The organism is Streptomyces odontotermitis (genome assembly GCF_050510915.1).
Classification (GTDB): Bacteria; Actinomycetota; Actinomycetes; order Streptomycetales; family Streptomycetaceae; genus Streptomyces.
This window is the reverse complement of sequence record NZ_JBNJLS010000002.1, coordinates 502,539-514,644: the sequence shown is the minus strand read 5'-3', so window position 1 is coordinate 514,644 and position 12,106 is coordinate 502,539. Positions and strand designations below refer to the sequence as shown.

The 12,106-nt window shown below is 70.1% G+C and carries 13 protein-coding genes and 2 pseudogenes; 13 read left to right on the top strand and 2 right to left on the bottom strand.

Annotation, left to right across the window (positions count from 1 at the left end; translation table 11 throughout):
- Positions 1-20: 20 nt before the first annotated feature.
- The 11 genes from pqqA (at position 21) to ACQB60_RS08440 (ending at position 10,010) form a co-directional block, all read left to right on the top strand.
- Positions 21-155, top strand: coding sequence for a pyrroloquinoline quinone precursor peptide PqqA (pqqA, locus tag ACQB60_RS08490; protein WP_496925208.1), 135 nt, complete (start codon positions 21-23; stop codon positions 153-155).
- Positions 156-165: 10 nt separating this feature from the next.
- The gene (gene pqqB / locus ACQB60_RS08485; protein ID WP_496925207.1) at positions 166-1,134 is read left to right on the top strand and encodes a pyrroloquinoline quinone biosynthesis protein PqqB; all 969 of its coding nucleotides are present in this window, start codon (positions 166-168) and stop codon (positions 1,132-1,134) included.
- A gap of 110 nt (positions 1,135-1,244) precedes the next feature.
- Positions 1,245-1,901 carry a pyrroloquinoline-quinone synthase PqqC gene (gene pqqC / locus ACQB60_RS08480; protein ID WP_496925646.1) on the top strand — a complete coding sequence of 219 codons (657 nt, stop codon included), beginning with the start codon at positions 1,245-1,247 and terminating at the stop codon, positions 1,899-1,901.
- Positions 1,898-2,188 (top strand): pyrroloquinoline quinone biosynthesis peptide chaperone PqqD, encoded by a 291-nt coding sequence (pqqD, locus tag ACQB60_RS08475; protein WP_496925206.1) that lies wholly within the window; start codon positions 1,898-1,900, stop codon positions 2,186-2,188. Before pqqC ends, pqqD begins: the two co-directional genes overlap by 4 nt.
- Entirely contained in the window at positions 2,185-3,285 is a 1,101-nt protein-coding gene (gene pqqE, locus ACQB60_RS08470; RefSeq protein WP_496925205.1) for a pyrroloquinoline quinone biosynthesis protein PqqE, read from the top strand. Before pqqD ends, pqqE begins: the two co-directional genes overlap by 4 nt.
- Positions 3,286-3,302: 17 nt before the next feature.
- Positions 3,303-4,481 (top strand): glycoside hydrolase family 88/105 protein, encoded by a 1,179-nt coding sequence (locus tag ACQB60_RS08465; RefSeq protein ID WP_496925204.1) that lies wholly within the window; start codon positions 3,303-3,305, stop codon positions 4,479-4,481.
- Between the two features lie 6 nt (positions 4,482-4,487).
- On the top strand, positions 4,488-5,288 hold the full coding sequence (locus tag ACQB60_RS08460) for a heparin lyase I family protein (RefSeq protein ID WP_496925203.1): 801 nt from the start codon (positions 4,488-4,490) through the stop codon (positions 5,286-5,288).
- An 88-nt stretch (positions 5,289-5,376) separates the two neighbouring features.
- Entirely contained in the window at positions 5,377-6,393 is a 1,017-nt protein-coding gene (locus tag ACQB60_RS08455) for a chitinase (RefSeq protein ID WP_496925202.1), read from the top strand.
- Between the two features lies 1 nt (position 6,394).
- Positions 6,395-7,507: a PQQ-dependent sugar dehydrogenase gene (locus ACQB60_RS08450; protein ID WP_496925201.1), complete on the top strand. Its 1,113-nt coding sequence runs from the start codon at positions 6,395-6,397 to the stop codon at positions 7,505-7,507.
- A 12-nt stretch (positions 7,508-7,519) separates the two neighbouring features.
- Complete coding sequence (locus tag ACQB60_RS08445) at positions 7,520-9,340, top strand: discoidin domain-containing protein (RefSeq protein WP_496925200.1); 1,821 nt, start codon at positions 7,520-7,522, stop codon at positions 9,338-9,340.
- A 172-nt stretch (positions 9,341-9,512) separates the two neighbouring features.
- Positions 9,513-10,010 (top strand): GNAT family N-acetyltransferase, encoded by a 498-nt coding sequence (locus tag ACQB60_RS08440; RefSeq protein ID WP_496925199.1) that lies wholly within the window; start codon positions 9,513-9,515, stop codon positions 10,008-10,010.
- 94 nt (positions 10,011-10,104) lie between these two features.
- Here ACQB60_RS08440 and ACQB60_RS08435 read toward each other — a convergent pair whose 3' ends face one another.
- Positions 10,105-10,653, bottom strand: coding sequence for a flavoprotein (locus tag ACQB60_RS08435; protein ID WP_496925198.1), 549 nt, complete (start codon positions 10,651-10,653; stop codon positions 10,105-10,107).
- A 17-nt stretch (positions 10,654-10,670) separates the two neighbouring features.
- Here ACQB60_RS08435 and ACQB60_RS08430 point away from each other — a divergent pair.
- Both ACQB60_RS08430 and ACQB60_RS08425 read left to right on the top strand, forming a co-directional pair.
- Positions 10,671-10,904: pseudogene (locus ACQB60_RS08430) on the top strand (helix-turn-helix domain-containing protein); the annotation flags it as partial.
- A gap of 330 nt (positions 10,905-11,234) precedes the next feature.
- Positions 11,235-11,699 (top strand): annotated as a pseudogene (locus ACQB60_RS08425) (transposase); the annotation flags it as partial.
- A 35-nt stretch (positions 11,700-11,734) separates the two neighbouring features.
- Here the strand turns inward: ACQB60_RS08425 and ACQB60_RS08420 are convergent.
- Positions 11,735-12,106, bottom strand: a complete 372-nt coding sequence (locus ACQB60_RS08420) for a cupin domain-containing protein (RefSeq protein ID WP_496925197.1) — start codon at positions 12,104-12,106, stop codon at positions 11,735-11,737.

Below are 12,106 nucleotides of genomic sequence, written 5' to 3'. Positions count from 1 at the left end.
TCAGGAAGGCAGGCACGCACATGACCGAGCACGAGAGCGTCCCCCAGGACGGCACGGCCCCCGCCCCCGCGGCCCCCCTCTCGTGGGAGACCCCCGAGTACGTGGTCGTCGACACCGCCCTAGAGGTCACGGCTTACCGTCTCGCCGACCGGTAAACCCACCGCCATGCTGCTGCAGGTGCTCGGCACCGCGGCGGGCGGCGGACTGCCCCAGTGGAACTGCGCGTGCCCCGGGTGCACCGGGGCACGCGCCCACCCGGAGCGCCGCCGTCTGCACGCCTCGCTCGCCGTCCGCGCGGGCGAGCGCCACTGGTACGTGGTCAACGCCACCCCCGACCTCGGCGCCCAGATCGAGGACTGTCCCGCCCTCCACCCGGGGCCGGAACCCCGCAGGACCCCGCTCGCCGGTGTCGTCCTCACCGACGCCGAACTCGACCACACCCTCGGCATCGCCCGGCTGCGCGAGGCCCGCGACGGGGTGGAGATCCTCGCCACGGCGCCCGTGCGCGGCGCGGTGCGCGACGGGCTGCGCCTCGACGCCGTGCTCGGCCCGTACACCGCTGTCCGGTGGCGTGAACTGCCGGACGGGACGGGGACGGAGGGCGCGGAGGGCTCGGAGGGCGCGGAGAGTGAGGAGGGTGCGGAGGGGGTCAACCCGCTTGTCCTGGAAGGAGGTTCGGGGATTCGCGTCTCCGCGCTGCCTGTTTCGGCCAAACGGCCCCGCTACGCCGCCGGCCAGGGCGGCCCCGACACCCCCACCTGGTCCGTCGCCCTGCGCCTCCACGACCCCGGCACCAACGCCACCGTCCTCTACGCCCCCGCCCTCGCCGTCTGGACCGACGCCTTCGAACAGGCCGCGCGCGAGGCCGACCTCGTCTTCGTCGACGGGACCTTCTGGGACGACGACGAACCCGTACGGGCCGGGTTCACCACGCGCACCGCCACCGCCATGGGACACCTCCCCATCAGTGGCCCCGGCGGCACCGCCCACCGCCTCGCCCGCCTCCCCGGCCGGGTCCTCTACACCCACCTGAACAACACCAACCCCCTCGGGGACCCGCACGCCGAGCAGCACAAGCAGCTCGCCGAGTGGGGGCTCGAGGCCGCCGCCGACCGGATGGTGATCGAGCTGTGACGGCCGCCCCTGCCCAGCACCCCGAGTACCCCCAACACCCCGAGCACCCCCAGCGCCCCGAGCCCCCCGAGCATCCCGCTCCCTGGACCCCGGACGAGCTCACCGCACGCCTGCGCGCCGTCGCGGCCGAGCGCTACCACGACCGGCACCCCTTCAACGTACGCATGCACGAAGGCACCCTGACGCGCGCGGAGGTGCGGCGCTGGATCGCCAACCGCTTCCACTACCAGCGGCACATCCCCGTCAAGGACGCCCTGATCCTCGCCAAGTTCGACGACCCGGCGCTCCGGCGCGGCTGGCTGCGCCGCATCCAGGACCACGACGGCGAGAAGGACGGTGACGGCGGCATCGAGCGGTGGCTGCGGCTCGGCGAGGCGGCGGGGCTGTCGCGTGAGCAACTCACCGACACCACAAGGATGTTGCCGGGCGTGCGGCTCGCCGTCGACGGCTACGTCAACTTCTGCCGGCTGCGGCCCGCCCTCGACGCCGTCGCCGCCTCCCTCACCGAGCTGTCCGCGCCCGACCTGATGCGCACCCGGATCGCCGCCTTCGAACGCCACTACCCGTGGATCGACGCCGACGGGCTCGCCTACTTCCGTACGCGCGTGGGACAGGGGGGCCGTGACGGGCAGGAGGCGCTCGCGCTCGTCCTGGAGTGGGCGCGCACCCGCGAGCAGCAGGAGCGGGCCGTCGCCGCACTCGCCTTCAAGTGCGACGTGCTGTGGTCGCTGCTCGACGCCGTCGACCGGGGGGAGGGAGCGGCATGACGGACATCCCTGCGCATGCCTCTCGGATACGGGCCCCCTGGCGTCCCGCCCTCGTCCGCTCAGTCACCCTGCGCCATGACCGGGTGCGCGACGTCGACCTCCTCGTCCTGCCCGAGCGGGTCGTCGTGCTGCGCGGGGCCGCCGGGCAGGTGCTGGGGCTCTGCGACGGCGAGCGGGACGTCGACGCCATCGTGGCGGAGCTCGCGCAGCGCCACCCGGACGCGCCCGTCGCCGCTGAAGTCCCCGTGTTCCTGCACAAGTTACGGGGGGAGGGGTGGCTCCGGTGACCCGGGTTCCCGATCCTCCGTGGGCGCTGCTCGCCGAACTCACCCACGGCTGCCCCCTGCGCTGCGCCTACTGCTCCAACCCCACCGAACTCGTCGCCCGCACCGGTGAGTTGACGTCGGCCCAGTGGGGCGACGTCTTCCGGCAGGCCGCCGACCTCGGTGTCGTCCAGGCCCATCTCTCCGGCGGTGAGCCCCTGCTCCGCCGCGACCTCGCCGACATCGTCGCCGCCGCGGACGGCGCCGGGATCCACACGCAGCTCGTCACCAGCGGCGTCGGCCTGCACCGCGAGCGGCTCGCCGTGCTCGTCGACGCGGGCCTGCGCAGCGTGCAGCTGTCCGTGCAGCACCCCGACCCGAAGGAAGCCCAACTCATGGCGGGAGCACGGGCGTTCACGGCCAAGCAGCGGGCCGCGCGGCTCGTGCGCACGGCCGGGCTTCCGCTCGGGCTCAACGCCGTGCTGCACCGCGCCAACCTCGACGCCCTGGACGGACTCGTCGAACTGGGCCTCGCGTGGGGTGCGGACCGGGTCGAGCTGGCCAACACCCAGTTCTACGGCTGGGCGCTGCGCAACCGGGACGCACTGCTGCCGAGCCGCGCCCAGGTCGCCGCCGCCCGCGCCGCCGTCGAGCGGTGGCGGGAGCGGCTCGCCGGGCGCATGGAGCTCGTCTGGGTCGCGCCCGACTACGTCGACGGCACCGCGAAGCCCTGCATGGGCGGCTGGGGCGCCCTCTCCCTGACCGTCGCCCCGGACGGCACGGTGCTGCCGTGCCCGGCGGCGGGCGAACTCCTCGGAGCGGCCGCGCCCAACGTCAAGGAGCGGCAACTCGCCTGGATCTGGCGTGAGTCGGACGCCTTCAACCGGTACCGGGGCGAGTCCTGGATGCGCGAGCCCTGCCGCAGCTGCGCGCTGCGCGCCACGGACTTCGGTGGCTGCCGCTGCCAGGCGTACGCCCTCACCGGCGACGCCGCGCGCACCGACCCCGCCTGCCGTCGCTCACCCGACCATGCGGAGGTCCGCGCCCTCGTCGACGCCGCGCGCACCCCGCGCGACCCGGCGCCGGTCCCCGCGTACGCCTACCGCGAAGGAGGGGCATGATGCGAAGGAGAGGCGTGATGCGAAGGGGAGGCGTGCGAAGACGTACGGTGCTGTGCGCCGTCGTCATGGCCGCGCTGCTCGCCGCCGCCCCCGCGGCCGAGGCGGGCCCCGCGAGGGAGCCCCGGAGCGCCGCGACCGACTGGTCCACCGCCATGGTCGACTCCACCACCGCCCGCTTCACACCGGACACGATCGGCGGCTGGTCCTACCCCGTCGGGCTCTACCTCTACGGCCAGTACCTCACCTATCAACGCACGCACCAGGCGCGCTACTTGACGTACATCAAGAGCTATGTGGACCGCTTCGTGGACGGCTCCGGGAACATCGGCCAGAAGTTCAACAGCCTTGACAGCATGCAGGCCGGACGGCTCCTCGTGATCCTGCACCACGAGACCGGACAGCGGCGGTACCAGGTCGCCGCACGCAAGGTCCGCGACCGGCTCAGGAGCTATCCGCGTACCGCGGACGGCGGTTTCTGGCATGCCGACACCGATAGCCGCGCCCATCAACTCTGGTCGGACGGCGTCTACATGGTGAATCCGTTCCTCGTCGAGTACGGCAAGGAGTTCGGCGACGCCGCCTACGCGAACTCCGAGGCCGTCAAGCAGCTCACCGTCTACGGGAGCCATCTCCAGGTCGGCAACGGGCTGTTGCGGCACGCCTACGACGAGTCCCGCACCGCCTCCTGGGCCGACCGGGACACCGGGCTCGCCCCCGAGCACTGGTGCCGCGCCATCGGCTGGTACGCGATGGCCGCCGTCAATGTCCTCGACGCGGTCCCGGCGGGCCAGCCGGGACGGGCGCAACTCGTGGACAAGGTGCGGAAGTTGGCGGCCGGGGTCGAGAAGTACCAGGACCCCGCGACCGGCCGCTGGTTCCAGGTCGTCGACAAGGGCGACCGCGACGGCAACTGGACCGAGACGTCCTGCTCCAGCATGTTCACCTACGCGCTCTCCCGGGCCGCCCAGCAGGGCTATGTGGACCCGCACTACGCGCAGGTCGCCCGGCGCGGCTACGAGGGCGTCCTGAAGGAGATCTCCCTCGGCCCCGACGGCCGCACGAACCTCGCCGACATCTCCATCGGCACCAACGTCGGCGACTACGCCTTCTACATCGCGCGCCCCCGTGAGACCAACGACTTCCACGGCCTGGGCGCCTTTTTGATCATGAACGAGCAGCTCAGAGAGAAGGGATAGGAACGCATGACTCCATCACGAAGGGCCGTGCTGGGAGCGGCACTCGGCGGCACGGTGGCGGCGGCCGCCGGGGCGCGGGTCGCCGCCGGTGCGCCCGTCGCCGGTGCACCCGCCGCGTCCTGGCAGCTGCGCTGGTCGCCGTCCGCACGCACCGACGGCCTGCGCGCCTTCGAGACGATCGAGGACGACCGCGCCGACTCGCACCCGGCGGGGCACCCCCACATCAAGCCCGACGGGGACAACTTCCGCTTCACCATGCACACCGTCGACCGGGACACCCACACCGACCGCCAGCGCCAGGAGGTCACGGGCCTGCGCACCGGGGACTCGTACCTCAAGTGGCAGTCGGGACAGACCTGGCGGCTCACGTACCGCATGTACATACCGAGTTCGCTCAAGGCGACGACGACCTTCACGCACATCATGCAGATGAAGCAGCCGGGCCAGGGCAGTTCACCGATCGTCGTGCAGTCGCTGCGCCGTGTGGACGGCCGGCAGACCATCGAGCTGAAGCAGTTCACCGACGACGTCCTGGTGGGTCGCACGGACCTGGAGCCGCTGCAGGACAAGTGGATCGACGTCGACTTCCAGATCAAGATCGGCAACGGTTCGGCGGGCTCGCTGCGCTGGATCCTCAAGAGCGGCTCCACGACCGTCATCGACAAGTCGAAGTCCGGCGTCGACACCTTCCTCGCCGACCGGGTGCGGCCCAAGTGGGGCATCTACCGCTCCCTCGGCGACACCTCGGGCTCGCTCCAGAACACGTACATGCTCCTCACCGACCTGCGCGGCTACCAGCTCACGTAACTCCGTTCCGCACCGCACGAGGTGGGACACCCCTGCCCATCCATTGTTAGGAACTCTTCCTAACACCGAGAAGGAGAACAAAGCCCCCATGGCCCACACCCCCCGCAGAGTCACCACTGCTCTGGCCGCCACCGGCCTCCTCACCGCCGCCTCGCTCACCCTCGTGACCGAGTCGTCGTCCGCCCAGGCGTCCCCCGCGCCCTCCGCACCGCGCGCCGCGGGCACCCTCCACGCCGCCCCGTACGAGTACCTGGGCTGGGGCAACCCGCAGAAGCCCACCGACGTCATGGCCGCCACCGGCGTCAAGTGGTTCACGCTCGCCTTCATCCTGTCCGACGGCGGCTGCAACCCGAAGTGGGACGGCAGCCGCGCCCTCAAGGGCGGCTCCGACGAGGCGGCCATCAACTCCATACGCGGGGCGGGCGGCGACATCGTCGTCTCCGTCGGCGGCTGGAGCGGCAACAAGCTCGGCGAGAAGTGCACGAGCGCCGCCGCGCTCGCCGGCGCCTATCAAAAGGTCATCGACGCCTACAAGTTGAAGGCGTTCGACATCGACATCGAGGACACCGAGTTCTCCAACGCGACGGTCCGCCAGCGCGTCGTGGACGCCCTGAAGATCGTGAAGCAGAAGAACCCGGGCATCGTCACGTACGTGACCATGGGGACCACGCCGAACGGCCCCGACGCCACCGGCAAGGACCTCATCAAGCGGGGCGCCGCGGCCGGGCTCGCCAACGACGCCTGGGTGATCATGCCGTTCGACTTCGGCGGCCACAGCGGCTCCATGGGCCAGGCCACCGTCAGCGCCCTCGACGGCCTCAAGGCGGCGGTCAAGAGCGCGTACGGCTACAGCGACACCGACGCCTTCCGGCACATCGGCGTCTCCTCCATGAACGGCAAGACCGACGAGGCCGACGAGACCGTCACCACCGGCGACTTCAAGACCATCCTCGGCTACGCGCGGCAGCACCACATCGCGCGCTTCGCCTTCTGGTCCGTCAACCGCGACCGGGCCTGCGGGTCCGGCGGCGACGGGGACTCCTGCAGCGGGGTCTCGCAGCAGCCGTACGACTTCACCAAAATCGTCGCCCAGTACGGAGGTTGAGATGAACTCCAGCACCCCCCAGGTGCGCCGCGCCGTCGTCTGCGGGACGGCCGCCGCCCTCGTCATCGGCGTCAGCCAGTACGTGCCGTCCGTCTCCGCCGCACCCGTGCGGCCCCCGGCGGCGGACAGCGAGCCCAAGGACATCAGCACCGTCTCCACCGGCTGGACCATCCCCTGGGGCACGTACTGGATGCCCGACGGGAAGTCGGCCCTCGTGACCGAGCGGGACGACTTCCGGGTGTGGAAGGTGTCGCCGGACGGCGGGACCAAGACCCAGGTCGGCACGGTCCCCGAGGCCCAGACCACGGGCGGGGAGGGCGGGTTGATGGGGGTCGCCGTCGACCCGGACTGGGCGAGCAACCACTACGTGTACTTCATGCACACCTCGTCCGAGGGCAACCGCATCGCCCGCATGACGTACGACGGGACGAAGCTCAGCGACTACAAGGCGCTGCTCAAAGGCATCAAGAAGAACAAGTACCACAACGGCGGGCGCCTCGCCTTCGGCCCCGACGGATACCTGTACGCCACCACGGGCGAGGCCCAGACCCCCGACCTCGCCCAGGACAAGAACTCCCTCAACGGCAAGATCCTCCGCATGACCAGGGACGGCGAGCCCGCCCCCGGCAACCCCTTCGGCAACTACGTCTACAGCCTCGGCCACCGCAACCCGCAGGGCATCGCCTTCGACCCCCAAGGGCGGCTGTGGGAGGCCGAGTTGGGCAACAGCTCCAAGGACGAGCTGAACCTCATCAAGGCGGGCAAGAACTACGGCTGGCCGATATGCGAGGGCACCTGCGACACGTCCGGGATGACCAACCCCAAGAAGACGTGGGGAGTCGCCGAGGCGTCCCCGAGCGGCGTCGCCGTCGTGGACGGCGCGATCTACATGGCGGCCCTCAGGGGTGAACGCCTCTGGCGCATCCCCATCAACGCCGACAACGAGGACGTCGGCACGGCGAAGGCGTTCTACGTGGGTGACTACGGGCGGCTGCGCGCGGTGACCGCCGTGCCGGGCGGGGCGAAGGAGCTCTGGCTGTCCACGACGAACGCCGACAACAACGGCGGCGAGCCGGACGGCTCGGACAAGATCTTCAAGGTCTCGCTCGGGTAGGGGCGGCCCGCCATGGCACTGATGACGCCTGCCACGGGCGTACGGCGCCGTCTCCTGCCGGTCCTGGCCGCGCTGGCACTCCTCCTCGGAGTGTCGGCGCTGCCGGGCCCGGCGGCCCGCGCCGACGTCCACCACCCGCGCCAGGACTTCCTGCGCTCCTCCGTCGGCGGCCTCTTCCTCCACTGGGGCGAGCGCACCGCACCCGCCCACACCGACTGCCGCGACTGGGAGAACGACGTCACGGCGGGCGGCTGGACCCCCGACCACTGGGTGAAGGAGGCGCAGAAGCTGCACACCCAGTACCTGGTCCTCGCCACCTTCCACAGCCGCCTCGGCTACGCGCGTCCCTGGCCGTCCGCCATCCCCGGCAGCTGCTCGACGCGCCGCGACTTCCTCGGTGAACTCATCGCGGCGGCCAGGGCCAAGGGCCTCAGGACGATCCTCTACATGACCGACGACCCGCAGTGGCACGACGAGGGCGGCCACGAGTGGCTCGACTCGAAGGCGTACTCGGACCACAAGGGCCGCGACGTCGACTTGACGACCCGCGACGGCTTCGGCGAGTTCTCGTACGACAACTTCTTCGAGGTCATGGACCGCTACCCCGACCTCGGCGGCTTCTGGATCGACAACGACAACGCGTACTGGGAGGGCCACGACCTCTACCGCAAGATCTACGAGAGGCGCCCGCACTACACCCTGAGCAACAACAACGAAGACACGCCGATCATGGACATGATCAGCAACGAACAGAAGACCGGCATGACCCCGTCCTACGACTACCCCCAGGCGATCTACACGGCGGCACCCCGCCTGACCGAAGCGGACTTCAAACTCCCCTCGACGGGCTCCTGGTGGTACACGGGCAGCGACCCGGAGGTGGACCGCAGACTCACGCTCGGCCGCCTGGTGACGAACGTGGGCTCCTCGGTCAAGGCCCTGATGGCCGAGACGGCGATGCTGAACGGCGAACTCCCGCCCAAACAGGCGGCGTTCAACAACTTCACGGACGGCTACCTGGACCGGATCTGGGAGTCTTTGAGCGCGGTGGAGGGCGGCGGCTACCTGCATGGCGGTCTCAAGCCCGGCTTCTGGAACGACGGCGCGCACGGAGTGACGACGGTCAGCAGGACGCACCCCGACCGCCACTACATCCACGTACTGACACCGCCGGGGGCGTCCACGCTCAAGGTCCGCGACAACGGCTACCGGGTCACGGCGGTCACCGACCTCCGTACGGGAGCGCGCATCCCCTTTTCCCAGTCCGGCGGAACACTGACGCTCACGGACCTCGCCCCCGGCACCTGGGACCCGTACGACACGGTCTTCAAGGTGACGACGGCGGGACGGGAGGGCGTGATCCCGCGTGACGCCTACACGATGAGCGCGAGCAGCGCGGCGAGCGGCCACCCGGCCTCGGCGGCGGCCGACGGCGACTACGAGACGTACTGGGACAGCGACCGCACGACGCCCACGTCGCTGACCTTCGACCTGGGTACGGCGGCGCGAAGGGTGCGCTACCTGTCCCTCAACCAACGGGAGGACTCGGTGAGTTACCCCCGCTCCGACACGGAGCAGTCGGCGCGGATCAAGGGCTACCGGGTGTACGCGAGCGCGGACGGCACGCACTGGGGCAGCCCGGTGCGTACCGGCACCTTGCCGAGCCACCGGGGCGTGGCCGTCATCGACATCCCGCCGACGACGGCCCGCCACATCCGGCTCGAGGTGACCGGCACCCACGCGGCGTCGACCGACACCACCCGCTACAAGCGGCTGCGGATCGACGAGGCGTGGCTCGGCGCGTCCTACCCGGTCGGCGGCTCCTCCGGGTAGGGCGGGCGGCGGCCGGGGCGCGCGTCGTGCGAGGTGAGGCCGACGCAACCCCCGGCTGCCGTGAGCTGGGCGGCGGGCGGCGGGCGGCGGGCCGCGGTTGGCGGTCGGCGGTCGGCGGTCGGCGAGAAAAGGGCGAGAGTCCCCACACCGTCCAGCTGTAGCCTCGCTCCCTATGACCTGGCTGCCCGAAGACTTCATCCACCCCGTCCACGTCCCCGTACCCGGCACGGCACTCCACCTCCGCCCGATCCGCGAGGCCGACACGGCGATCGACTACCCCGCCGTGATGGGCTCCCGGGAGCGCCTCTGGAAGATCTTCGGCCCGGCCTGGGACTGGCCCCAGGAGTCGATGACGTACGACGAGGACCGCATCGACCTCCTGCGCCACGAGCGCGAGATCGCCGCCCACCAGTCGTTCAACTACGCGCTCCTGGACGAACAGGAGACGGCACTCCTCGGCTGCGTCTACATCGACCCACCCGAGCGCACCGGCGCCGACGCAGAGATCTCCTGGTGGGTGGTGGACGCCCTGGTCGACAGCGAGACGGAGCGAGCGCTCGACGCGCTGGTGCCGCAGTGGCTGGCCGCGGAGTGGCCCTTCAAGCAGCCGCGCTCTGTGGGGCGGGACATCACGTGGGGGGAGTGGCTGGCGCTGCCGCGGGTCTCCTGACGTGTGTCCACCGATGTCGGCCGCATCGCGCGCGACCTCACCATCTGGATGACCGAGCGCGCCTGGCGCGGTCGCGCGGGGGCGTGATGCCAGCCTAGGCCCGAGGGCCGACGATCTGCTCCGCTGCGTCAAGAACCAGAGGCCACGGATATTCGTCCGGGCGCCCTTGGCCCGGCTGATTCGGCGCGAACCCGTCCTCTCCGTACAGCACCTCTACGCCCATCTCGCGCAGGGCAACAACTGACCGCTCGAACTGCCGGTGCTGAACGTAGGCGGCGTTCACGCATGGCATTGCCACCAGTGGAATGCCCTTGCCGATGCCCTCGGCGACTACTCCGATCACGAAGTCGTGCGTCAGCCCGAGAGCCCACGAGTTGATCGAATTGAAGGTGGCGGGCGCGAACGCGATCACGTCCGCCTTCGGCCACGCATCCGGCTCCCCCGGCCGTTTGTACTCCCAGCGCACCGGATGCCCAGTCAACGCAGCCAGCCCATCCAGGGACTCCTCCAACCAGCGGGCCGCAGTCGGCGTCAACCCGAGACATACATCGAACCCCCGCTGCTGCGCATCCTCGATCACCTTCGCCACGTCGAAGACCGGAGGAGCAGCAGACCCGAAGAGATACAGCACACGAGACGTCATACGCCCCATCCGATCACATGCGACCGCCCCAGAACTGGACAGGTCGGGGCGCAGCGAGGCCCAACACCCCCTGGCGTGGGTACCGTTCCAAGTGGCTGCAAGGAATGGAGACCCGTATGCCCGGACTGGACTGCGACCACACAGGCGCACGGATCCGAGAGCAACGGAAACTGGCCCGCCTGACACAGGTCCAACTCGCGGACCGGATCCCCTACTCCTACAGCCTGCTGAACCAAGTGGAATGCGGTGCCCGCCCTGCAACTGACGACTTCACTGCGGCTGTCGCCCGTGCCCTCCAGGTCGACGTCACCGTCCTGAACGGACAGCCCTATATCACCGAGCTGCAGCAGGACCGCCTCGCTGCGCTGGTCCGCCCCATCCGTGAGGCCATCGACCTCTACGACCTCGGTGCCAACCCCGACCTCACCTGCCGACCGGCCCAGCAGCTCATCGAAGCCGCCGACTGCTTGTGCCAAGAGGTCCGTGCCACTCACCTGAGGAATGCGGCCCAGGCGTTGCCCGGCGTCATCGTTGCGCCGCAGATGGTCGGCGAGCTTGCGGATCGACCATCGGGTGCGGGGACCTTCCACCGCACCCACGGGGTCACGTACTTCCACGGTTGTTACTCGGTAGGCGACGACACCTTGTGGGGCGTCAACCGGCACCGCAAAGGGATCAACCCGACGTGGGCCGCGCTCAGGACCATCCGGTCAGCGCGTCCCGATGGCGCCCCGATCTACGTGATCCTGGACAACCTGTCCGCCCACAAGAACGCCCGCATCCTGCGCTGGGCAGCCCGCAACAAGGTCGAGCTGTGCTTCACCCCGACGAACGCGTCCTGGGCGAATCCGATCGAGGCGCACTTCGGGCCGCTGCGGCAGTTCACCCTTGCCAACTCCCACCACCCCAACCACACCGTTCAGACACAGGAGTTGCACCGCTATCTGCACTGGCGCAACCAGAACGCCCGCCATCCCGATGTCCTGGCCGCCCAACGACGCGAACGCGTCCGCGTCCGCAGCGAGAAGGGCATCCGCTGGGGTGGGGACGGCCACTCAAGGTCGCGGCCTGACGCCCTGCCTCAGCTGAGGATCTCGGCCGCCTTGGTCATCGGCCCTCCTGCATCACCGGTGTTCATCGTTCCCGCCGGTTCGAGCAACAGGATCGCGGTCTTCTCGTCGGCCACGGTGCAGTGCTCGACCCCGCGGGGAACGACGAACAGCTCGCCGGGTTCCAACACCACATCGCCATCCCTGAGCTGGATGGTGAGCCGCCCGCTGATGACCAGGATCAATTCATCGGTGTCCTCGTGGGTGTGCCAGACGAACTCCCCCTTCAGTTTGGCCAGCTTGACCTCGTAGTCGTTGAGCACCGCCACCTTCTTCTGTGACCACAGCTCGCTGAACTGTGCGAGCTTGTCGGCAAGGTTGACGGGAACAGCTGACGTAGGCAT